Origin of the sequence: Variovorax sp. DAIF25 (genome assembly GCF_050711835.1) — a bacterium.
Taxonomy (GTDB): Bacteria; Pseudomonadota; Gammaproteobacteria; order Burkholderiales; family Burkholderiaceae_C; genus Variovorax.
Window position 1 is genome coordinate 4,352,403 of the sequence record NZ_CP136636.1, and the last position, 20,683, is coordinate 4,373,085.

Annotated in this window: 22 protein-coding genes and 1 tRNA gene; 12 read left to right on the forward strand and 11 right to left on the reverse strand. The window is 69.5% G+C overall.

The features are described 5' to 3' along the window. Positions 1-90: 90 nt before the first annotated feature. The 5 genes from R0232_RS20180 to R0232_RS20200 form a co-directional block, all read right to left on the reverse strand. Positions 91-1,062: a FecR domain-containing protein gene (locus R0232_RS20180; RefSeq protein WP_431509190.1), complete on the reverse strand. Its 972-nt coding sequence runs from the start codon at positions 1,060-1,062 to the stop codon at positions 91-93. Between the two features lie 61 nt (positions 1,063-1,123). After that, on the reverse strand, positions 1,124-1,636 hold the full coding sequence (locus R0232_RS20185; RefSeq protein WP_431509191.1) for a sigma-70 family RNA polymerase sigma factor: 513 nt from the start codon (positions 1,634-1,636) through the stop codon (positions 1,124-1,126). 170 nt (positions 1,637-1,806) lie between these two features. Further along, complete coding sequence (locus tag R0232_RS20190) at positions 1,807-3,327, reverse strand: tripartite tricarboxylate transporter permease (RefSeq protein ID WP_093344269.1); 1,521 nt, start codon at positions 3,325-3,327, stop codon at positions 1,807-1,809. A 1-nt stretch (position 3,328) separates the two neighbouring features. Next, positions 3,329-3,868, reverse strand: coding sequence for a tripartite tricarboxylate transporter TctB family protein (locus tag R0232_RS20195; protein WP_431512913.1), 540 nt, complete (start codon positions 3,866-3,868; stop codon positions 3,329-3,331). Between the two features lie 116 nt (positions 3,869-3,984). Further along, entirely contained in the window at positions 3,985-4,944 is a 960-nt protein-coding gene (locus tag R0232_RS20200; protein WP_093344272.1) for a Bug family tripartite tricarboxylate transporter substrate binding protein, read from the reverse strand. 176 nt (positions 4,945-5,120) lie between these two features. Here R0232_RS20200 and R0232_RS20205 point away from each other — a divergent pair, with 176 nt between their 5' ends. The 5 genes from R0232_RS20205 to R0232_RS20225 all read left to right on the forward strand — a co-directional run bounded on the left by R0232_RS20205 (position 5,121) and on the right by R0232_RS20225 (position 8,866). Then, a complete protein-coding gene (locus tag R0232_RS20205; protein ID WP_093344273.1) occupies positions 5,121-5,801 on the forward strand; it encodes a response regulator transcription factor in 681 nt (226 codons plus the stop codon). Further along, the gene (locus R0232_RS20210; protein ID WP_431509192.1) at positions 5,798-7,219 is read left to right on the forward strand and encodes a sensor histidine kinase; all 1,422 of its coding nucleotides are present in this window, start codon (positions 5,798-5,800) and stop codon (positions 7,217-7,219) included. The genes R0232_RS20205 and R0232_RS20210 overlap by 4 nt, the downstream gene beginning before the upstream one ends. Positions 7,220-7,222: 3 nt before the next feature. Further along, entirely contained in the window at positions 7,223-7,651 is a 429-nt protein-coding gene (locus R0232_RS20215) for an RNA-binding S4 domain-containing protein (RefSeq protein WP_431509193.1), read from the forward strand. 62 nt (positions 7,652-7,713) lie between these two features. Further along, complete coding sequence (locus R0232_RS20220; RefSeq protein WP_057596507.1) at positions 7,714-8,520, forward strand: PPK2 family polyphosphate kinase; 807 nt, start codon at positions 7,714-7,716, stop codon at positions 8,518-8,520. A 151-nt stretch (positions 8,521-8,671) separates the two neighbouring features. Then, a complete protein-coding gene (locus R0232_RS20225) occupies positions 8,672-8,866 on the forward strand; it encodes a hypothetical protein (RefSeq protein ID WP_143129176.1) in 195 nt (64 codons plus the stop codon). A gap of 61 nt (positions 8,867-8,927) precedes the next feature. On the opposite strand, the gene R0232_RS20230 is transcribed toward R0232_RS20225, so the two are convergent. Continuing rightward, complete coding sequence (locus tag R0232_RS20230; protein ID WP_093344280.1) at positions 8,928-9,596, reverse strand: hypothetical protein; 669 nt, start codon at positions 9,594-9,596, stop codon at positions 8,928-8,930. Positions 9,597-9,742: 146 nt separating this feature from the next. Between R0232_RS20230 and R0232_RS20235 the strand changes: the two genes are divergently transcribed. The 4 genes from R0232_RS20235 (at position 9,743) to R0232_RS20250 (ending at position 14,266) form a co-directional block, all read left to right on the forward strand. Further along, a complete protein-coding gene (locus tag R0232_RS20235; RefSeq protein WP_431509194.1) occupies positions 9,743-11,566 on the forward strand; it encodes an ABC transporter ATP-binding protein in 1,824 nt (607 codons plus the stop codon). Positions 11,567-11,621: 55 nt separating this feature from the next. Further along, positions 11,622-12,680, forward strand: coding sequence for a LacI family DNA-binding transcriptional regulator (locus R0232_RS20240; RefSeq protein ID WP_431509195.1), 1,059 nt, complete (start codon positions 11,622-11,624; stop codon positions 12,678-12,680). Positions 12,681-12,824: 144 nt separating this feature from the next. Continuing rightward, entirely contained in the window at positions 12,825-13,676 is an 852-nt protein-coding gene (locus tag R0232_RS20245) for an SDR family NAD(P)-dependent oxidoreductase (protein ID WP_431509196.1), read from the forward strand. A gap of 26 nt (positions 13,677-13,702) precedes the next feature. Then, a complete protein-coding gene (locus R0232_RS20250; protein WP_431509197.1) occupies positions 13,703-14,266 on the forward strand; it encodes a carboxymuconolactone decarboxylase family protein in 564 nt (187 codons plus the stop codon). Between the two features lie 10 nt (positions 14,267-14,276). Here the strand turns inward: R0232_RS20250 and R0232_RS20255 are convergent, their stop codons facing one another. After that, positions 14,277-15,527, reverse strand: a complete 1,251-nt coding sequence (locus tag R0232_RS20255; RefSeq protein WP_431509198.1) for a TetR/AcrR family transcriptional regulator — start codon at positions 15,525-15,527, stop codon at positions 14,277-14,279. A gap of 218 nt (positions 15,528-15,745) precedes the next feature. Between R0232_RS20255 and R0232_RS20260 the strand changes: the two genes are divergently transcribed. Then, complete coding sequence (locus R0232_RS20260) at positions 15,746-16,978, forward strand: acyl-CoA dehydrogenase family protein (protein WP_431509199.1); 1,233 nt, start codon at positions 15,746-15,748, stop codon at positions 16,976-16,978. Positions 16,979-17,001: 23 nt separating this feature from the next. Continuing rightward, positions 17,002-17,766 carry an SDR family NAD(P)-dependent oxidoreductase gene (locus tag R0232_RS20265; protein ID WP_203201334.1) on the forward strand — a complete coding sequence of 255 codons (765 nt, stop codon included), beginning with the start codon at positions 17,002-17,004 and terminating at the stop codon, positions 17,764-17,766. A 42-nt stretch (positions 17,767-17,808) separates the two neighbouring features. On the opposite strand, the gene R0232_RS20270 is transcribed toward R0232_RS20265, so the two are convergent. Together R0232_RS20270 and R0232_RS20275 are read right to left on the reverse strand one after the other, a co-directional pair. Further along, on the reverse strand, positions 17,809-18,036 hold the full coding sequence (locus tag R0232_RS20270) for a hypothetical protein (RefSeq protein ID WP_093344290.1): 228 nt from the start codon (positions 18,034-18,036) through the stop codon (positions 17,809-17,811). A gap of 171 nt (positions 18,037-18,207) precedes the next feature. Then, entirely contained in the window at positions 18,208-18,486 is a 279-nt protein-coding gene (locus R0232_RS20275) for a hypothetical protein (protein ID WP_208510437.1), read from the reverse strand. Between the two features lie 362 nt (positions 18,487-18,848). On the opposite strand from R0232_RS20275, the gene R0232_RS20280 reads away from it, so the two are divergent. Beyond that, complete coding sequence (locus R0232_RS20280) at positions 18,849-19,085, forward strand: hypothetical protein (protein WP_208510435.1); 237 nt, start codon at positions 18,849-18,851, stop codon at positions 19,083-19,085. Positions 19,086-19,256: 171 nt separating this feature from the next. On the opposite strand, the gene R0232_RS20285 is transcribed toward R0232_RS20280, so the two are convergent. Both R0232_RS20285 and R0232_RS20290 read right to left on the reverse strand, forming a co-directional pair. Beyond that, positions 19,257-19,349 (reverse strand) — tRNA-Ser (locus R0232_RS20285). Between the two features lie 27 nt (positions 19,350-19,376). Further along, the gene (locus R0232_RS20290) at positions 19,377-20,645 is read right to left on the reverse strand and encodes an aspartate kinase (protein ID WP_431509200.1); all 1,269 of its coding nucleotides are present in this window, start codon (positions 20,643-20,645) and stop codon (positions 19,377-19,379) included. Positions 20,646-20,683: the final 38 nt, after the last annotated feature.

Below are 20,683 nucleotides of genomic sequence, written 5' to 3' on the forward strand. Positions count from 1 at the left end.
CGCCGAGCGGGTTCATCCAGGAGGTCGGACGAGAAACGCGATCCCCTCAGTTTTTTCGCGCCGTCCTCGAAATTTTTTTGAAAAGCCCGCTCAGGCCGGCGGGCCGACCGAGACCCAGTAGCGCGTGCGCAGCCGCACCGAGATCGGCTGCGTCTGCGCGAGGAACTGCAGCGCGCGGTCGCTGTCGCGCACATGGAACACGCCCGAAACCCGCAGCTCGGCCACGGCCGGATCGCACAGCACCACGCCAGGACGGTAGCGGCCGAGCTCGGCCAGCAGGTCGGCCATGCGGATGTTCCGGCCGGCGATCACGCCGTCGACCCAGCCGTCCTCGTCGAAGCCGCGGCTGGCGGCCGGCGTGCTGCCCGACTCGGCGAGCCAGCGGCTCTGGCCCGCCTGCACCACGGCCTCAACAGGGCCGTCGCCCGGATGCAGCGCCACCGCGCCCTGCTGCACGCTGACGCGCGCGCGCCGTTCGTCGATGCGCACCACGAAGCGCGTGCCCAGCGCCTGCATCCGGCCGAACGGCGTGTAGACCCAGAACGGGCGCTTCGCGGCGGCGCCGGCATCGTCGCCGGTGCTGACCATGATCTCGCCGCGCCGCAGCACCACGAGGCGGCGCTCGTCGTTCAGCTCGGTGCTGACCGCGCTGTCGGTGTTGAGCACCAGCGTCGTGCCATCGGCCAGCCGCAGGGTGCGCTGCTCGCCGGTGCCGGTGCTGGCATCGGCCAGCAGGCGCTGCCAGGGCGCATGCTCGCGCAGCAGCCAGCCGGCGCCCAGCGCCACGCCGGCCAGCGACAGCAGCTTGAGCGCGCCACGGCGGCCGCGCTGCTGCCGGTGCAGCTGCGCGGCCTGCAGGGTGTCGCGCGCGGGGCCGGCCGGCATGCCGGCAAAGCCGCGCCGCAGGTCGCCGACACGCTGCCAAGCCTGCGCATGGCGCGGATCGGCCGCCAGCCATTGCGCGTGCGCGCGCTGCATCCTCGGCGTGGGTTCGCCATGGGCCAGCCGCACCGACCACAGGATGGCGGCGTCGATCACGCTGTCGGGCAGAACAGTGCTCATCGAAATACCTTCGTGCTTCGCACTGCGGTGCGAGCTTGCTTGGGGCGGCCCGGCGCGGCGCTCATGCCTCGAAGCGGAAGGCGTAGCAGGCGCGCAGCGCCTTCGCCACGTAGCGCTCGGCGGTGGCGAGCGAGACGCCCAGCCGCTCGCCGATCTCGCGGCAGCTCAGGCCGTCGAACTGGGCCAGCAGGAAGGCCGTGCGCACGGCGGGCTTGAGCGTGTCGAGCATGCGGTCGATCTCGACCAGCGCCTCGAGGATCAGCAGGCGCTGCTCGGGCGAAGGCGCGGTGGCCTCGGGCATTTGCGCCAGCGTTTCGAGCCAGGCCTGCTCGAGCTCGCGGCGGCGCCAGTGGTCGATCACCAGGCCGCGCGCCACCGACGACAGGTAGGCCCGCGGCTCCTTCATGCCGACCGGCTCGCGCCGCGCCAGCAGGCGGATGAAGACGTCGTGCGCGAGGTCCGCCGCATCGAAGGCATTGCCCAGCCGACGGCGCAGCCAGCCCTGCAGCCAGCCGTGATGGTCGCTGTACAAGCTTCGGACTTCCTGCTGCAAGGCGGATTCGGCCGCGGCCATGGCACTTCTCCAACGAGTGCCGGGCACCCATCAACGAATAAGAATAGTTCTCATTTTATGAAATTCGGCCGGGCCCTGAAACCGTTCGTGTTCGCGCACAGGGCGGCAACCCAAAGAAAAAGCGCCGCTGGCATCGCTGCCCGCGGCGCTGTGTCGAACGAAGACCGGTCTCAGCTCGAGGCCGCGAGCCGCGCGAGTTTCTTCTCGCTCATGCGCTTGGCCACGCGAGGCAGCACCAGCACGGCGACGATCACGATGACGATCACGATCGACTCGGGCCGCTGGAAGAACACCACCGGGCTGCCCTGCCCCATCGAGATCGCGTTGCGCAGGTTGGCCTCGGCCAGCGGGCCCAGGATCATGCCGACCACCACCGGCGCGGTCGGGAAGTCGAAGCGCCGCATCACCACGCCCAGCAGGCCGATGGCATAGAGCAGGAACAGGTCGAAGGTGTTCTGGCGCATGCCGTAGGCACCGACGGTCGCGAAGATCAGGATGCCGGCGTAGAGCTGCGGCTTCGGGATCTTGAGCAGCTTGACCCACAGGCCCACCATCGGCAGGTTCAGCACCAGCAGCATGAGGTTGCCGATGTAGAGCGAGGCGATCAGCGCCCACACCAGCGCGGCCGAGGTGGTGAACAGCTGCGGGCCCGGCTGGATGCCGTAGTTCTGGAACGCGCCCAGCATGATGGCCGTGGTGTTCGAGGTCGGGATGCCGAGCGTGAGCAGCGGGATCAGCGCGGCCGTCACGGTGGCGTTGTTCGCGGCCTCGGGACCGGCCACGCCCTCGATGGCGCCGGTGGTGCCGAACTCCTGCTTGGCGTCCGCGTCCTTCGCCATCTTCTTCTCGGTGGCATAGCTCAGGAAGGTCGGGATCTCGGTGCCGCCGGCCGGGATGCAGCCGAAGGGCGTGCCGATGGCGGCGCCGCGCAGCCAGGCCGGGATCGAGCGCTTCCAGTCGCGCTTGGTCATGTGCACCCGGGTCAGCTTGTTCTGGCCCTCGACCACGCGGCCTTCGTAGAGCACCGCGTAGAGCACCTCGGCCACCGCGAACAGGCCCACGGCCACCAGCACGATCTCGATGCCGTCGAGCAGCTCGGGCATGTCGCCCGTGTAGCGGCCCTGGCCCGAGATCTGGTCGAGGCCGACGCAGCCGATCGCGAGGCCCGCGAACAGCGCCGTCATGCCGCGCAGCGTGCTCTTGCCGAGCACCGCGCTCACGGTGGTGAAGGCCAGCAGCATCAACAGGAAATACTCGGGCGCCGCGAGCCGCACCGCGTAGTCGGCCACGAAGGGCGCGAACAGCGTGACGACCACGGTGGCGATGGTGCCGGCGACGAAGGAGCCGATGGCCGCGGTGGCGAGCGCCGCGCCCGCGCGGCCGCTCTTGGCCATCTTGTTGCCCTCCATCGCCGTCACCATGCTGGCGGTTTCGCCGGGCGTGTTGAGCAGGATCGAGGTGGTCGAGCCGCCGTACATGGCGCCGTAGTAGATGCCCGAGAAGAAGATCATCGAGGCCGTGATGTCGACCTTGCCGGTGATCGGCAGCAGCATCGCCACCGCCACCGCGGGGCCGATGCCAGGCAGCACGCCGACGGCCGTGCCCAGGGCGCAACCAATGAGGCACCACAGCAGGTTGATCGGGGTGATCGCGGCCGCGAAGCCGCTCATGAGGGCGTTGAAGATGTCCATGTCAGATCCACCCTGTGGCAGTGAGGCCCGGCAGGCTGATGGCCAGGAACTTGGTGAACATCCAGAACACCGGCGCCGAGATCGCGACGCCGGTCAGGAAATCGACCACCCAGGTGCGCGCCGAACCGGCGGCCGACTGGCCGCTCGCGCGGCGCAGGCCCTGCACCGCGAGCAGGTAGCACAGCGCGCAGCTCAGGATGAAGCCGATGGAGGTGATCAGCGCCGCGTTGAGCAGCAGCCCGGCCGAGACCCAGACGAAGCCGGGCCAGTAGGCGCGGTCGTCGCCCGATGGCGCCTCGAGTTCGCGGAAGCCGCCGCTGCGCGCCTCCCAGGTGATCCAGGCGCCGCAGATGATCAGCACGATGGACACCAGCCAGGGCAGGAAGTTGGGGCCGACGCCGCCATAGCCGGCCTCGGAGGAGATGCCGATGGCGCCATAGGCCAGCGCGGCGCCGGTCAGCAGCACGCCGACGCCGACGACCGTTTGAGGCCACGGCGCGGATGGCGCGGCGGGGGCGGCGCCCGGGTCGGGCGGCGCCATCGAGGGATTTGGTGTTGTCATTTCTGGCTCCCGGATTCGAGCGAGACGGGCTGGATTTGAAAACGGCACGCTGTCGTGAGGGACAGCGCGCCGTGTGGGCTGGGTGGAGCGGAGGCTCAGACCATGCCGGACTTGGCCATGATGGCGCGCAGGCTCGCGAAGTCGTCGTCGACGAACTTGCTGAAGGCGTCGCCCGAGAGCACGGCCGGCGTCCAGTCGTTCTTCTTGAGCGACTCGGCCCACGAGGCGCTCTTGAGCGCGGCCAGCACCATCTCGGTCAAGGCCTTGCGCTGCTCGGCACTGATGCCGGGCGCGCCGTACACGCCGCGCCAGTTGCCGATCTCCACGTCGATGCCCTGCTCCTTGAGCGTGGGCACGTTGATGCCGGGCAAGCGCTGGGCCGAGGTGACGGCGATGGGCTTCATCTTGCCGGCCGCGATGTATTCGGCGAACTCGCTGTAGCCGCTGCCGCCGATCGTGACGTTGCCGCCCAGGATGGCCGCGGTGGCCTCGCCGCCTCCGCGGAAGGCCACGTAGTTGATCTTCGAGGGATCGGCACCGACCTTCTGCGCGATCATGGCCGCGGCGATGTGCTCGGTGGAGCCGCGCGAACCGCCGCCCCACTTCACGCTGCCCGGGTCCTTCTTGAGCTGCTCGACCACGTCCTTCATGGTCTTGAACGGCGAGTTCGAGGGCAGCACGAAGACGTTGTATTCGGTGGTCATGCGCGCGATCGGCGTGGCCTGCTCGAGCTTGACCGGCGGCTTGCCCGTGATGATGCCGCCCAGCATGACCGAGCCCATGACCATCAGCGCGTTCGGATCGCCCTTGGAACCGTTGACGAACTGGGCCAGGCCCAGCGCGCCGGCGGCGCCGCCCTTGTTGTCGTAGGCCACCGTGTCGGCCACCTTGGCGTCGGTCAGCGCCTTGCCCAGCGCGCGACCCGTGGTGTCCCATCCGCCGCCGGGGTTGGCGGGAATCATCATCTTGACGTTGGCTGCGGCGCGTGCCGACAGCGGCAGCGCGCCGGCGGCGGCCAGCGCGGCCAGGGACTTCAAAAAGGTATCGCGACGCATCGTTGGTGTCTCCTGAGGGGGAAAAGGAACGGAACCTGACTTGGACCTGAACCGCTATCATGCGCCGCCCCGCTGTCAGTTGGCTGTCCACCGGACTGGGGAAAACACCGAAGCCCTCCCCCGCCCCGAGCCCCTTTCCGAGCTTTGCGCGCGCCCCCCGCCGGCCGCCCCGATCCATGAAGTTGCTGCTGGTCGAAGACGATCCCTCGATGCAGGTCACGCTGCAGCGCAGCCTCGCGCGCCGCAAGATCGACGTGCGGGTCTGCGGCGATGGCGCGCTCGCGCTCGAGCACTGGCGCGCGGTCGAGCCCGACGTGGTGGCGCTCGACCTGAGCCTGCCCAACCTCGACGGCCTGCAGGTGCTGGCGCAGGCGCGCGCCGAGGGCCTGCGCACACCGGTGCTGCTGCTGACCGCGCGCGGCACCGTGGGCGACCGCATCGTCGGCCTCAATGCCGGCGCCGACGACTACCTGCCCAAGCCCTTCGACCTCGACGAGCTCGAGGCCCGCATCCGCGCGCTGCGCCGGCGCAACCAGAACGCCGGGCCCGACCCGGTGCTCAATCCGCAGGAGGTCGGTGGCCTGCGCTTCGAGCCCGACAGCGGCGCCATCTACCACCGCGCCGAGGTGCTCGAGCTCACGCCGCGCGAGCTCGCGCTGCTCAAGGCGCTGATGATGAAGCCCGGCCACGCGCTCACCAAGGAACGACTGTTCGAGCTGGTGTTCCCGGGCGAGACCGACGTGCAGTACGAGGCGGTCGAGGTGGTGGTGTACCGGCTGCGCAAGAAGCTCGTGGGCACCGGCGCCGCGCTGATGACGCTGCGCGGCCTCGGCTACCTTCTTCGCGCGGAGCCATGACGACCAACCTGTCGCTGCGCGCGAGGCTGCTGTTCGGCATCCTCGCGCCGGTCGCGCTGCTGATCGTGATCAACAGCGTGAGCCTCTACCGCCAGAGCCTGGCCGCCGCCACCACCGCCTACGACCGCACGCTGCTCGCCTCGGCCAAGACCATCGGCGAGCAGCTCGACGTGGAGGGCTACGACGAGCATGCCGAGCTGCGCGCGATCGTGCCCTACTCGGCGCTCGAGGCCTTCGAGGCCGACAACCGCAGCCGGCTCTTCTACCGCGTCTCCACGCTGCATGGCGAGATGATCTCGGGCTTCGCCGAGCTGCCGTTCTGGCACGGCCGCATTCCCGATCGCACGCCCTACGCCGCGCTGGTCGACTTCTACGACGCACGCTTTCGCGACCAGCCGGTGCGCGTGGCGGTGCTGCTGCAGCCGGTGGCCAGCGCGCGCGGCCGCGGCATGGCCGTGGTGCAGGTGGCCGAGACCCTGGAACTGCGCGAGACCCTGGTGCGCAAGCTGCTGCTCGACACCCTCTGGCGCCAGTTGCTGCTGATGGGCGTGATCGCGGCCGTCACCGTGTTCGTGGTGCAGCGCGCGACCCGGCCGGTGCGCCAGCTCGGCGAGGCGATCGACCGGCGCGCCGCCGACGACCTGTCGCCGATCGACGCGCCCGATGCGCCGCGCGAGCTGCGCCCGCTGATCGATGCCACCACCGAGGTCATGGGGCGGCTGCAGCGGCTGCTCGACCATCAGAAGCGCTTCGTGCGCGACAGCGCGCACCAGCTGCGCACCCCGCTGGCGGTGCTCAAGGCGCAGGTGCAGTCGGCGCGGCGCGGCGACCTGGCGCCCGAGCAGGCGCTGGTCGAGATCGCCCAGACTGTGGACCGCGCGACCGCGCTGGCCAACCAGATGCTCTCGCTGGCCAAGGTGGAGCAGCTGCGCCAGCAGCCCGAGTCGGTGCGGCTCGACCTGGCCGAGGTGGCGCGCCAGATCGTGCTCGACCTGTCGCCGCTGATCGCCGACAAGGCGCTCGACTTCGAGCTCGACGCCGACGCGCCGGTGCCGGTGCGCGCCCACCGCTGGATGCTGCAGGAGCTCACGCGCAACCTGCTGCACAACGCGATCAAGCAGTCGCCGGCCGGCGGCGCGCTGTCGGTGGCGGTGCGCGCCGAGGCCGGCGAGGCGATGCTGCGGGTGCGCGACAGCGGCCCGGGCATCTCCGCCGAGCTGCGGCAGCGGCTGTTCGCGCCCTTCTCGGCCGGCGACAGCGCCAGCGGCTCGGGCCTGGGCCTCGCGATCTGCCGCGAGATCGTGCTCGCGCTCGACGGCCGGATCGCGCTCGACAACCGCACGGGCCCCGACACGCGGGACAATATCGCCGGGCTCGACGCCGTCGTGCACCTGCCCCTGGACCGGCACACCTCCTGATTTATGGATCGTCTTCGCATCGACAAATGGCTTTGGGCCGCCCGCTTCTTCAAGACCCGCTCGCTGGCGGCCGAGGAGATCGGCAAGAACCGCATCCTGGTGAACGGCGACGTCGCCAAGGCCTCGCGCGAGGTCAAGGTCGGCGACGCCGTCGCGATCCGGCTCGGCCCGCTGACCCGCACCGTCGCCGTGCGCGGCCTCAGCGGCCAGCGCGGCCCGGCACCGGTGGCCCAGCAGCTCTACGAGGAAACGCCCGAGAGCCTGGCGGCGCAGGCCGCCTTCCGCGAGCAGCGCCGCATGGGCAGCGAACCCGCGCTCGCCATCGAGCAGGGGCGCCCGACCAAGCGCGACCGGCGCGTGCTCGACGACGCGGCGCGCCATGCCGAGTGGGACAACCGCTGGAGCGCCTCGATCGATCCCGACGAGCGCTGACAGCCGCGGCGCGCGCATCGCGTACCCTGTGGCCTTCGTTCATTCAACGGAGACCGCAGGCCATGGCCAGCTTCAAGAAGTACCGCGTCGGCAGCAAGTTCCAGCTTTCCCGCATCGATCCCGGCGACACGCCCTTCCTCAAGGGCAACGAGGCCGCGCAGCGCGACCGCCTCGACGCCCTGGCGATCGAGCTCGACGAACTGCAGAACCTGCTGCATGCCGAAGGCCGGCGCAAGCTGCTGGTGGTGCTGCAGGGCATGGACACCAGCGGCAAGGACGGCACCGTGCGCTGGGTGTTCTCGCGCACCTCGCCGCTGGGCGTGCGCGTGAGCGCCTTCAAGGCGCCCAACGACGAGGAGCGCGCGCACGACTACCTGTGGCGCTGCCATGCCGTGGTGCCGCGCACCGGCGAGGTCATGGTGTGGAACCGCAGCCACTACGAGGACGTGCTGGTGCCGGTGGTCGAAGGCTGGATCGACAAGGCCGAAACCAAGCGCCGCTATGCGCAGATCGAGGACTTCGAGCGCCTGCTCGTGGAGACCGGCACCACCATCGTGAAGTGCATGCTGCACATCGACAAGGAAGAGCAGCGCCAGCGACTGCAGGCGCGCATCGACACGCCCGGCAAGGAATGGAAGTTCAGCATGGCCGACCTCGAGGTGCGCACCAAGTGGGATGCCTACCAGCGTGCCTACGACAAGGCGCTGGCCGCGACCTCGAGCGCGCATGCGCCCTGGCACGTGATCCCGGCCAACAGCAAGCGGCACCGCAACCTGATGATCGCCGAGCTGCTGGTGAAGACCCTGCACGAGATGGACCTGAAGCCGCCGCCGGCCGATCCCGCGCTGCGCGGGCTGGTCGTGAACTGAGCTGCACGCCTTCAAGGGCCGCGCGCCCGCGCACGGACTGCGCGAGCGCCTACGCGACGCCGTCACCGAAGCGAACTAAGGTTCCACCGTGCGGATCGAAGCCCCTGCGACGGTGCTTCGCCGCGCATCCACTCCCATGAAGGACTCCAACATGAAAAAGACCCTCTTCATCCTCGCGGCCGCCCTCGGCCTGCTCGCTTCCTCCGGCGCCGTCATGGCCCAACCCCATGGCGGCCCCGGCTACGACCGGCCGCACATGGCGCCCCACCACCGCAAGCACAAGGTCTGGGTGCCGGCCCACCGCGAGCACGGCCGGCTGGTGCGCGGGCACTACGTCTGGCGTTGAGCCAGCCCAACGAAAAAGCGGCGCCGAGGCGCCGCTTTTTTCTTGACCGGTCGAACCCGACTCAGGAGCGCCGCATGGGCGCCTGCGCCAGCACGCGGCACTGGCCGAACTCGCAGCGCACGGCCCAGCTGCCGCCGTTCTCGCACGGCACGGTGTAGGCCTCGTAGCCCGGTCCCTTGGCCGTGAGTTCGGCGCGCGGCTGCAGGTTGCAGCGGCCGTTCTTCGCGATCCGCTCGACGTTGTAGGTGTCGACGCCGGTGCGGCGCGGCGCGAACGACTCGACCGGCGAGTAGCCGTAGGCATAGAAGCTGTCGCGCACGTTCGGGTCGAGGTTGCGGTAGCCGCGCTTGGCCATGCAATGGACCACGGCGATCTGCTGGTGCTCGGCGATCACGGCTTCGGGCGGGCGCGAAGTCATGTCGGCCACGACCGCGGCAACGCTGGTCCAGGCGGCGGCGCCCGCGATGCCCTGGCCGTGCACCGTGATCAGTCCCAGGCCGAAAGCGGCCCACATGCCGTTGTTGTCCTCGTTGCGCGCCGTGATGCGCAGGGCGGAGGTACGGCAGTCGGCCACGTCGGCGTCGTAGCGCGCCTTGTCCACGCCCTGCATCGCCACCATGGGCACATAGGACAGGCCGCGGCCGGTTCCCGGCTCGGTCGGCGTCGGCGGCGTGCTGACGCAGCCGGCCAGGGCCACGACCGCGCACGCAAGGCTCAACAGCAGCTTCATGGGATCCCTCGTCCTCTACTTCGCGTAAGTTGCGGCGGATTTAACCATACATAAAGTTACTTTTGCATCGCCTCGTTGCGGATCAGCGACGCGCGCGTGCCGCGCTCCTACGCCGGGCGATCCTCGGCCTTGGGCACACTGCCCCCATGCAATCCACGAGCACCCGGCCCGGCAGCGCCATCCGCGAACTCTATGCAGCCCTGTGGCATTTCGCCGCCGGCGCGCGAGGCCAGTTGCTGGGCGCCACCGCGCTGCTGGCCAGCTCGCAGCTGATCCGCCTCACCCTGCCCTACCTCGCGGGCCAGGCCATCAACGCGCTGCAGCGCGGCGACTTCGGCGGCGCCGGTCGCTGGATCGCCACGCTGGCCGGGGTCTACGTGGGCGCCTGGGCGCTGCACGGGCCGGGCCGCATCCTCGAGCGCAACGTGGGCGTGAAGGTGCGCGAGACGCTGGCCGACCAGCTCTATGCGCGCATCGCCGCGGCGCCGCTGGCCTGGCACGACGGCCACCATTCGGGCGAGCTGCAGCACCGGGTGCACCAGGCCAGCCGCGCGCTGTCGGACTTCGCGCAGAACCAGTTCATCTGGCTCACCAACCTCGTCAACTTCGTCGGGCCGCTGGTGGCGCTGGCGCTGCTGTCGCGCACCAGCGGGGCCACGGCGCTCGCGGGCTACGTGCTGATCGCGGTCGTGATCCTGCGCATCGACCGCGCGCTGATGCGGCTGGCGCGCACCGAGAACGACGCCGACCGCCGCTACGTGGCGGCGCTGCTCGACTTCCTCGGCAATGCCTCGACCGTGATCGGCCTGCGGCTGCAGGGTGCTTCGCGACTGCTGCTGCGCCGGCGCATGCGCGCGGTGTCCGAACCGCTGAAGCGCACCGTGGTGCTCAACGAGGGCAAGTGGTTCGCGGTCGACCTGATGGGCCTGGCGCTGACCTGGGGGCTGGTGGTCATCTACGTCTGGCAGTCGCGCACGCCGGGCCAGGCCGTGATGCTGGGCGGCGTGTTCATGATCTACCAGTACGCGCAGCAGGCCGCGGGCGTGGTCACCTCGGTGGCGGCCAACTTCAGCTTCTTCGCGCGCATGCACACCGACTACGGCAGCGCCGCGCCGATCTGGGACGCGCCGAAGGGCGACTCGCTGGCCACGCCGCCCGAGCAGGTGCCCGCAAGCGAGCGCATCGATGCCGAGGCCGCCTGGCAGACGCTGGCCGTCGATGCGCTGGACTGGAACTACGCACCGCGCGGCAGCGCACCCGCAACGACGACGGCCTCCGGCGAGGAGCGCCCGCGCGGCGGCCTGCACGCGGTGTCGCTCGCATTGCGGCGCGGCGAACGCGTGGCGCTGGTCGGCCCGAGCGGTGGCGGCAAGAGTACCTTGCTGCGCGTGCTCGCGGGCCTCTATGCGCCGCAGGGCGGCGTGCTCGCGCTCGACGGCCAGCCCGCCGACTGGACGCAGTTGCGCCGCATCGCCACGCTGATCCCGCAGGAGACCGAGCTGTTCGAGGCCAGCGTGCGCGAGAACCTCGCCTTCGGCCTGCCCTTCGACGACGAGGCGCTGCGCGCCGCGCTGCATGCGAGCACCTTCGACGAGGTGCTGGCCGCCACGCATGGCGACCTCGACACGGCGGTGTCGGAGCGCGGCTTCAACCTCTCGGGTGGCCAGCGCCAGCGGCTGTGCCTGGCGCGCGGCGTGCTCGCGGCCCAGGGCAGCTCGCTGCTGCTGCTCGACGAACCCACGAGCGCGCTCGACGCCGCCACCGAGGCGCGCGTGCTCGAACGCATCGCGCAGGCCTTTCCGCGCGCCTGCGTGGTGGCCTCGGTGCACCGGCTCAGCCTGCTCGAGCGCTTCGACGCGGTGGTGCTGATGGAGGCCGGCCGCGTGGTCGATGCCGGTCCGCGCGACGCGGTGTTCGCGCGCCAACCCTTCCTGCAGCGCATGGTGGCGCCCGCGGCAGCAACGCCCTGAGCCGGACCCCGGTGCATAGAATCTCGCGCTTTCGGGCACGAGCACCGCACTGCGCATGAAACCCAAGGCCGGCACGGCGAGCATCAAGGACGTGGCCACGCTCGCCGGCGTGTCGCTGGGCAGCGTCTCGCGCGTGATCAACAAGGTCGAGAACGTGAGCCCCGCGCTGCGCGAGCGCGTCGAGCGCGCGATGCGCGAGCTCGACTACCGGCTCAACCACGCGGCGCAGGCGCTGCGCTCGCGCAGCTCGCGCACGGTGGGCTGCATGTTCACCGACGTCGCCAACCCGCTCTACGCCAAGCTCTACCGCACCTTCGAGGCCAAGCTGCGCGAGGCCGGCTACATGGTGCTGCTGGCCAACAGCCTCAACGATCCGCAGTGGGAGCTCGAGATCCTCGCGATGTTCCAGGGCCGCCGCATGGACGGCGTGATCATCGCGCCGGGAAACGAGCGCGACCCGGCGGTGCTCGAGGCAGTCGAGAAGCTCGGCATCCCGGCCGTGATCCTCGACCGCGACATGGACGTGGCGCAGGACCAGTTGCTGTTCGACCATCCGCGCGGCGTGAAGGAGGCCGTGCTGCACCTCGCAAGCCTGGGCCATCGCGAGATGGGCCTGGTGGTGGCCGACATGCAGAACCGGCCGATGCGCCGCCGCATCGAGGGCTTCGAGGCCGGGCTCGAGGCCAGCGGCCTGGCGGCGCGGCCCGCGCACGTCGTGCGGCTGCCGACCTCCACCAGCCCCGCCTTCGACGCGGTCACGCAGTTGCTCGAGGGCCCGGTGCGGCCCACCGCGCTGGTCACGCTCGGCACCAGCGTGCTGGCCGACGTGCTCAACGCCATCGCCGCGCAGGGCCTGCGCATTCCGCGGGACATCTCGCTCGTCACCCTGGGCGACCCCGACTTCGCGCGCAGCCACCACCCGCCGATCAGCAGCGTGACGGTGGACCTCGACCGCGCGGCCGAGGACGGCGTGAGCATGCTGCTCGAGCGCATGCGCGACGCGCCCGATGCACCACCGCGCCGCGTGCTCGCGCCCACGCGGTTCGTGCTGCGCGGCTCGTGCGGGCCGGTGCCCGCGCAGGCCGCCCCGAAGCCGCGCAAGCGCGCGGCCTGATCCTCTTCCGCGGTGGCCCGTCCGACCGCCCTACACTGATCGATGAAACGATTCACCCTGGGAGAAACACCGTTCGTCGGTGCCGGCCTCGCGACTTAAGCTGCGGACCATTCCCTCCACCGTCCCCGGCTCCGCGCCCGCACCGTGAACACATCCACCGCTTCCACTCCCCATGCCGAAGCCGCCAGCAGCAGCCTCGAAGGCCGCGTCGCGATCGTGACCGGCGCCGGCTCGCGCAGCGCCGAGATCGGCAACGGCCGCGCCGCCGCCCTCCTGCTCGCGCGCCGCGGCGCGCGCGTGCTGCTGCTCGATGCGCAACTCGACTGCGCGCGCGAGACCGAACGCATGATCGCGGCCGAGGGCGGCAACGCGCGCGCCCTGGCCTGCGACGTGTCGGACGCCGCGCAATGCCGCCAGGCCGTGGCCCACGCGGTCGAGGCCTGGGGCCGGGTCGACATCCTGGTCAACAACGTCGGCATCGGCGGGCCGGCCGGCAATGCGGTCGATCTCGACCTCGAGGAATGGGACCACGCGCTGCGCGTCAACGTCACCTCGATGATGCTGATGGCGAAGTACGCGATCCCCGAGATGCGCAAGCTGGGCCGCGGCGCCATCGTCAACATCGCCTCGGTCGCGGGCCTGATCGGCGGCACGCCGGCGCTGCTCTATCCGACCTCGAAGGGCGCGGTGGTCAACATGACCCGCGCCATGGCCGCGCACCACGGCGTCGAGGGCATCCGCGTCAACTGCGTGGCGCCCGGCATGGTCTACACGCCGATGGTCGCGGGCCGCATGACGCCCGAGGTGCGCGAGCAGCGCCGCAAGCGTTCGCTGCTGCAGACCGAGGGCTCGGGCTGGGACGTGGGCCAGGCCGTGGCCTACCTCGCGAGCGACGAGGCGCGCTGGGTCACGGGCGTGATCCTGCCGGTCGACGCGGGCGCCACGGCCGGCAACGTGCCCTCGCCCGGCCTGCGGCCCGACACCCGCGCCGCCTGACATCCACCGACCGAGGACCCAGCGCCATGCCCCGCGTTCCCCTGCTGCCCGAGCATCCCGAGGATCCAGCCGCCGCGGCGCTGTTCGAGCGCGTGCGCGCCGCGCGCGGGCCGGACTTCCACCTGCCCCATCTCTACCGCGTGCTGGGCACCGCGCCCGAGCTGTTCCGCGGCTGGCTCGACTTCGCGTGGCCGCTGCGCCTGAATGCGAAGACGCCGCGACTGCTGCGCGAGCTGATGATCCTGCGCGGCGCGCAGCTCTCGGGCACCGCCTACGAATGGGCCCATCACCTGCCGATGGCCACCGAAGCCGGCGTGAGCGAGGCGCAGATCGACGCGCTCGCACACTGGCGCGACAGCGATCTCTTCGATGCCGACGCGCGCGCGGTGCTGCAGCTCGCCGAGGAGGTCACGCGCGGTCCCTCGGCCTCGGCGGCCACCGTGGCGCAGCTCAGGGCGCGCGGCTTCGACGACGCGGCCGTGGTCGAGCTGGTGCTGACCGCGAGCTTCTATGTCTGCGTGAGCCGCTTCCTGCAGTCGATGGACGTGGAACTCGAGCCCGGCTACGAGGCACATCGCGCGCGCATGTGAGCCCTGCGCTTCAGGTGGCCGCGTTCGCCTCGCTGAGCAGCCCCATGAAGATCGGCCGCACGTAGAGCTCGACCACCGAGGCCTCGCTCGCATCGGGCACCCAGCGGTGCAGCTCGGCCGCGCCGTTGATCAGGCCCACCACCAGCTGCGCCGCGATCGCGGCATCGAGCGGCCGCAGCGATCCGTCGACGAGACCGTCGACCAGCATCGCCGCCATGCGCTCGATGCGCTGCTGCAGCGTCCTGTGAATCTGCGCGCGGTCGGCCGCCTCGGGCAGCGCACTGGTCGACGAGAGGCGCAGCAGCGGGCCCTCGGCCGAGAGCTGGAAGCGCACCAGCATGCGCGCCGCCAGGCCCGCGCGCTGCCAGCCGCTGCCGCCCGTTTGCTCGGCGAGGTCGAAGGCGCGACGGATGACCTCGAAGGTGCGCTCGAAGCAGGCCGAGATCAGGTCCAGCTTGTTGTCGTTGTGGTGATAGAACGAGCCCTTGGTGACGTTGAGCCGCGCCGAGATCTTGTCGACCGAGGCGCCGCGGTAGCCCTGCTCGTTGAGCAGCGCGGTGGCCGCGCGCAGGAAGGCATCCATCGCGGCGTTGTCGGTGGGCGCGTGCAGCACCGCCTCATCGGACAGCGCAGCCGCTTCCCATCGCGCAGCCGGCGCACCAAGCCCGTTGAGCACGACGTCGGCCACGCGCGCGATCATGCGCGGATACTGCGCCTCCTCGTAGCGGCCGAACCAGGCCGGCAGCCAGTGCACCAGCGACAGCAGCAGGTGGGTGCGCGCATTGCGCACCTCGCGCGGCCAGTGCGCCGTGGCCGGATCCTTGAGCAGGCCGCGCACACGGCGGAACATGCCGGTGTAGGCGGTGTGCACCGTCTCGAGCTGCGGGCTCGGCAGCGCGCGCACGTCGCTGAAGACCACCACCGGCGGATGCTCGCCGAGCGCCACCGCCGCCAGCAGCGCGGCATGGCCCGCGAGGAAGGCACGCACCCGTGCCTCGACCGTGGCCTCGCGCGCCGCGCTCTCGGCGATGCCGTCGAACAGCACGATGGCGCGCAGGAAGCAGGCGGTGGCCAGGTCTTCCTTCTTGCGGTAGTAGTAGGTGACGCTGTTGGTCACCAGGCCCACGCTGGCCGCGATGCCGGCCAGGGTCGCGCCCTTGACGCCCTGTGCGTTGAACTGCGCCGCGGCCGCGTTGAGGATGGCATCGCGCTTTTCCTGGAAACGCGCGGTCTGCGGCTCGCGGGCGGTGACAGCGGTCATGGGGGCAAGCTTCTTCGGCGGCGGGAAGGACGGTGGGCCGCGATGATACCGAGCAGGAATCGAAGAACAAGTATTCGCGCATTCATCGGCATCAGCCATGCGAGTCACCTATGTTCCACCATTTTGGAATGCCCGGTTTGTACTGGAACGGCGCCCTTGCTATCGTCGCCAGGCCCGGCTCGCGCCGGATCCGACCAACGAAGAAAGAGGAGACCGTCATGGACTTCACCCTGTCCGACAAGCAAGTGCACTGGCGCGATCGCGTGATCGCCTTCATGAAGGCGCACGTCTACCCCGCCGTGCCCACCTACATGGCGCAGATGCAGGGCTTCGGCGAGAACCGCTGGCAGGTCGTGCCGATCGTGGAGGAGCTCAAGGCCAAGGCACGCGAGGCCGGGCTGTGGAACCTGTTCCTGCCGCTCGATTCGGTGCCCTCCGACAGCCCCTACAAGGGCGCCGGGCTCACCAACCTCGAGTACGCCGTCTGCGCCGAGGAAATGGGCAAGGTCGGCTTCGCCTCCGAGGTCTTCAACTGCTCGGCGCCCGACACCGGCAACATGGAGGTGCTGATCCGCTACGGCAGCGAGGCGCACAAGAAGCGCTGGCTGCAGCCGCTGCTCGAAGGGAAGATCCGCTCGGCCTTCCTGATGACCGAGCCCGACGTGGCCTCCTCCGACGCCACCAACATCGAGACCTCGATCCGCCGCGACGGCGACCACTACGTGATCAACGGCCGCAAGTGGTGGTCCTCGGGCGTGGGCGATCCGCGCTGCGAGATCGCCATCGTGATGGGCAAGACCGATCCCGAGGCACCGCGCCATTCGCAGCAGTCGCAGATCCTCGTGCCGCTGAACACGCCCGGCATCGAGATCGTGCGCATGCTGCCGGTGTTCGGCTTCGACGATGCGCCGCACGGCCATGCCGAAGTGGTGTTCCGCGACGTGCGCGTGCCGGCGGCGAACCTGCTGCTCGGCGAGGGCCGCGGCTTCGAGATCGCGCAGGGTCGGCTCGGCCCCGGACGCATCCACCACTGCATGCGCTCGATCGGCGGCGCCGAGGTGGCGCTCGAGAAGATGGTGCGCCGGCTGCAGTCGCGCACCGCCTTCGGCAAGCGCATCGCCGACCAGTCGGTGTGGGAGCAGCGCGTGGCCGAGGCCCGCATCGACATCGAGATGACGCGCCTGCTGTGCCTCAAGGCGGCCGACCTGATGGACCGCGTGGGCAACAAGGTGGCGCGGCTGGAGATCGCGATGATCAAGGTGGCGGCGCCGCGCACCGCGCTGCGCATCATCGACATGGCGATCCAGGCCCATGGCGCGGCCGGCGTCACCACCGACTTCGGCCTGGCCAAGCAGTACGCCAGCATGCGCACGATGCGGCTGGCCGACGGACCCGACGAGGTGCACAACCGCTCCATCGCGCGCATGGAGTACGGGCGCTACGCGGACTGACAACTTCGAGGAGACACAAAACCATGTCCTTGTTCTCGCTGGCCGGCAAGGTGGCCATCGTCACCGGTTCCTCGCGTGGCATCGGCCGCGCCATCGCCGAGCGCCTGGCCGAGCACGGCGCGAAGGTCGTGATCTCGTCGCGCAAGCCCGAGCCCTGCGCCGAGGTGCGCGACGCCATCAACGCCGCGCACGGCGCGGGCGCCGCGATCTCGATCCCGGCCAACATCTCGTCGAAGGAAGAGCTGCGCCACCTGGTCGAGGAGACCACGCGCCAGCTCGGGCGCGTCGACATCGTGGTGTGCAATGCCGCCTCGAACCCCTACTACGGCCCGCTGGCCGGCATCGAGGACGACCAGTTCCGCAAGATCCTCGAGAACAACGTGATCGCCAACCACTGGCTGATCAACTTCGCGGTGCCGCAGATGATCGAGCGCAAGGAAGGCTCGATCATCATCGTCTCGTCGATCGGCGGCCTGCGTGGCTCGCCGGTGATCGGCGCCTACAACGTCTCGAAGGCGGCCGACTTCCAGCTCGCGCGCAACCTCGCGGTGGAGTACGGGCCGCACAACGTGCGCGTGAACTGCATCGCGCCGGGCCTGATCAAGACCGACTTCGCGCGCGCGCTCTGGGAAGACCCCGAGAACCTGCGCCGCCGCACCGAGAGCACGCCGCTGCGGCGCATCGGCGACCCCGACGAGATCGCGGGCGCGGCCGTGTTCCTGGCTTCGCGCGCGGGTGCCTTCATGACCGGGCAGAGCCTGGTCATCGACGGCGGCGTGACCTGCTGAGGGAAACGGCGAAGGCGGGCTGAGCGCCCGCAGCGCCCGGGCTCAGTCGGCGCTGCAGGTCCAGGCGCGCACGAACTGGACTGCCTTGGACTGGGCGCGCTGGAAGGCGATGTCCCAGGTCGGCTGCTCGGAAATCACCAGGGCGCAGCGCGGGACGCCGTCCAGGAAGATCTCGGCCACTCCGGCGCAGGAGCCGTCGGCGTTCATCGTGGGTTCGAAGGCGCCGGTCCAGTGGTCCGGCAGTTCGAGAACGAGGGATGGGGCGTGCATGTGCGACCAATCTTAGGACGCACGCCCGAAATCGACAACAAAAGTTAACATTCCCGCCGGAACAAAGTCACGCTTTCCGCGCAAAAGCGGAAGGGATTTGCTAGCAATCCGGCAGGATTTCGCCCGGAGTTCCGATCCGCCAGACCGCCGGCGGGCGGCCGACGGCCCGGCTCAGGGCCGCGGCAGGCTCGAGAGGAAGGTCGAGACGAACAGCGACGCGGCCCGACCGACGTCGAGTACCTCCGACAGGTCGAAACGCTGCGGCGTGGCGCCGCTGTCGTCGCCCGCGTGCCTGACCTCGATCAGGACCTCGCTCGCGAGCTCGCGGTCGCCGCGGGCCTTTCCGTTGGGCATCAACCAGGTGTCGAGCGTTTCGGGCGGGATCCGGCGAAAGACGGCGACCGCCGGAACATAACGAAAACACCGCTCTTCGGCCGTGGCGATGGGCATGCTGACGCGACAGGCGAAGCTGTCCTGCAATGTGTTTGTCACTCCCTGTACCTTTTTTATGTGACGAGTTACGTAAGTTAATTCCTCCCCGCATGCCAGAGAAGAATCAGGTTACGTTTTGCACTGGCTGTTTGTGAATAACACACGCTTGCGGATTCACAGTTCACGTTTTCACAGCCACATCGCCCCCACCCCACGCCCTGGAGTGGTTCGGTTCACAAGGCTTGGCAGACCCGGCGCTAAGGTTTTGACCTTCGTCACGTGCGCGATTCGGCCTACAGCCGAAGACATCAGGTAACTGACGGCAACGTTTGTTAAACAGCCCGACCATCGCTCCAGCCCATCGACAACAGGAGGTACTGATGAGCTTCAAGGAGATCAACGATCGTTTCGGCCTGCAGTTCCAACGCGGCAGCCGCGTGTTCTGCGACGGACGCCTGGGCACCATCACCGGCGCGACCCATTCGCACATCCGCGTGCGCTTCGACGGCCGCCAGAATGGCGCGCCCTGCGATCCGCTGGAAGTGCGACTGGTGGACAGCATGCCGGCGGTGCTGCCTGCGATGCCGGCGGCACAGCTGTCGGCGCTCGGGCAGTAGACGAAGCGATCGGGCGGCGGTGCGATACCGCTGCCGTGCTGTCAGGCCGCGAAGGAACGAAAAGAAGGAAGCGCCACCCAGAGCGCATTCCGAGCGGCCAAGAAAAAAGCCCAGAAGCAGCGATGCTTCTGGGCTTTTCCGTCCTTGGACTTTCGTCCTCGGCACGGGTCTTGGCGGAACCGGAGGGATTCGAACCCTCGATGAGGCTCTACACCCCATACTCCCTTAGCAGGGGAGCACCTTCGGCCACTCGGTCACAGTTCCTGAAAGAAGCCGAGATTATGCCATCACTCAGGCGGCCGGTTGGTCCAGATCGAAGGCTTTGTGCAACGCGCGCACTGCCAACTCCATATATTTTTCGTCGATCACGACCGAGGTCTTGATCTCGCTGGTCGAAATCATCTGGATGTTGATGCCCTCTTCGCTCAGCACGCGGAACATCTTGCTCGCCACGCCCACGTGGCTGCGCATGCCGATGCCCACGATGCTGACCTTGCAGATCTTGGTGTCGCCGACGATCTCGGTCGCGCCCAGCGAAGGCATGACCTTGGCCTGCAGCAGGTCGACGGTGCGCGCGTACTCGTTGCGATGCACCGTGAAGCTGAAGTCGGTCTTGCCGTCCTTGCTGAGGTTCTGGATGATCACGTCGACTTCGATGTTGGCGTCGGCCACCGCACCGAGGATGTGATACGCGATGCCCGGCTTGTCGGGCACGCCGAGCACCGAGATCTTGGCTTCGTCGCGGTTGAAAGCGATGCCGGATACGACGGCTTGTTCCATGTTTTCGTCTTCCTCGAAAGTGATCAGCGTGCCGGACTTGGCCTCTTCATTGATGTCGATGTCCCAGGGCGTGAAGCTGGACAGCACGCGCAGCGGCACCTTGTACTTGCCGGCGAATTCCACCGAGCGGATCTGCAGCACCTTGGAGCCCAGGCTCGCCATCTCGAGCATCTCCTCGAAGCTCACGGTCGAGAGGCGGCGCGCATCGGGCTCGACGCGCGGGTCGGTGGTGTAGACGCCGTCGACGTCGGTGTAGATCAGGCACTCGTTGGCCTTCATCGCGGCCGCGATCGCCACCGCCGAGGTGTCGCTGCCGCCGCGGCCCAGCGTCGTGATGTTGCCGGCATCGTCCACGCCCTGGAAGCCGGTGATGACGACCACGCGGCCGACCGCGAGGTCGGCGCGCACGCGGGCGTCGTCGATGCTCTCGATGCGGGCCTTGGTGTAGGAGCTGTCGGTGCGCACCGACACCTGCCAGCCTGCGTAGCTCACGGCCTCCACGCCCTCGGCCTGCAGCGCGATCGCCAGCAGCGCCGACGAGGCCTGTTCGCCGGTGGAGGCGAGCATGTCGAGTTCGCGGTTGTGCGCCTCGGCCGGTTTGCTGGGTGCGAGCTCTTTCGCCAGGCCGAGCAGGCGATTGGTTTCGCCGCTCATGGCACTCGGGACCACCATCATCTGGTGGCCGGCGCGCGCCCACTTGGCGACGCGCTTGGCGACATTGCGGATGCGCTCGGTCGAGCCCATCGACGTGCCGCCGTATTTGTGAACGATCAATGCCATGGGTGAATTCTGAGAGAAGAAAAATCCCGCGCTTCAAC

Coding starts and splice junctions, on each gene's coding strand:
- R0232_RS20225 (WP_143129176.1), top strand. CDS start 8,672: ATGAAAAAGACCCTCTTCATCCTCGCGGCCGCCCTCGGCCTGCTCGCT.
- R0232_RS20280 (WP_208510435.1), top strand. CDS start 18,849: ATGAGCTTCAAGGAGATCAACGATCGTTTCGGCCTGCAGTTCCAACGC.
- R0232_RS20235 (WP_431509194.1), top strand. CDS start 9,743: ATGCAATCCACGAGCACCCGGCCCGGCAGCGCCATCCGCGAACTCTAT.
- R0232_RS20185 (WP_431509191.1), bottom strand. CDS start 1,636: ATGGCCGCGGCCGAATCCGCCTTGCAGCAGGAAGTCCGAAGCTTGTAC.
- R0232_RS20265 (WP_203201334.1), top strand. CDS start 17,002: ATGTCCTTGTTCTCGCTGGCCGGCAAGGTGGCCATCGTCACCGGTTCC.
- R0232_RS20200 (WP_093344272.1), bottom strand. CDS start 4,944: ATGCGTCGCGATACCTTTTTGAAGTCCCTGGCCGCGCTGGCCGCCGCC.
- R0232_RS20270 (WP_093344290.1), bottom strand. CDS start 18,036: ATGCACGCCCCATCCCTCGTTCTCGAACTGCCGGACCACTGGACCGGC.
- R0232_RS20255 (WP_431509198.1), bottom strand. CDS start 15,527: ATGACCGCTGTCACCGCCCGCGAGCCGCAGACCGCGCGTTTCCAGGAA.
- R0232_RS20215 (WP_431509193.1), top strand. CDS start 7,223: ATGGATCGTCTTCGCATCGACAAATGGCTTTGGGCCGCCCGCTTCTTC.
- R0232_RS20190 (WP_093344269.1), bottom strand. CDS start 3,327: ATGGACATCTTCAACGCCCTCATGAGCGGCTTCGCGGCCGCGATCACC.
- R0232_RS20230 (WP_093344280.1), bottom strand. CDS start 9,596: ATGAAGCTGCTGTTGAGCCTTGCGTGCGCGGTCGTGGCCCTGGCCGGC.
- R0232_RS20180 (WP_431509190.1), bottom strand. CDS start 1,062: ATGAGCACTGTTCTGCCCGACAGCGTGATCGACGCCGCCATCCTGTGG.
- R0232_RS20205 (WP_093344273.1), top strand. CDS start 5,121: ATGAAGTTGCTGCTGGTCGAAGACGATCCCTCGATGCAGGTCACGCTG.
- R0232_RS20210 (WP_431509192.1), top strand. CDS start 5,798: ATGACGACCAACCTGTCGCTGCGCGCGAGGCTGCTGTTCGGCATCCTC.
- R0232_RS20220 (WP_057596507.1), top strand. CDS start 7,714: ATGGCCAGCTTCAAGAAGTACCGCGTCGGCAGCAAGTTCCAGCTTTCC.
- R0232_RS20250 (WP_431509197.1), top strand. CDS start 13,703: ATGCCCCGCGTTCCCCTGCTGCCCGAGCATCCCGAGGATCCAGCCGCC.
- R0232_RS20275 (WP_208510437.1), bottom strand. CDS start 18,486: ATGCCCATCGCCACGGCCGAAGAGCGGTGTTTTCGTTATGTTCCGGCG.
- R0232_RS20290 (WP_431509200.1), bottom strand. CDS start 20,645: ATGGCATTGATCGTTCACAAATACGGCGGCACGTCGATGGGCTCGACC.
- R0232_RS20195 (WP_431512913.1), bottom strand. CDS start 3,868: ATGGCGCCGCCCGACCCGGGCGCCGCCCCCGCCGCGCCATCCGCGCCG.
- R0232_RS20240 (WP_431509195.1), top strand. CDS start 11,622: ATGAAACCCAAGGCCGGCACGGCGAGCATCAAGGACGTGGCCACGCTC.
- R0232_RS20260 (WP_431509199.1), top strand. CDS start 15,746: ATGGACTTCACCCTGTCCGACAAGCAAGTGCACTGGCGCGATCGCGTG.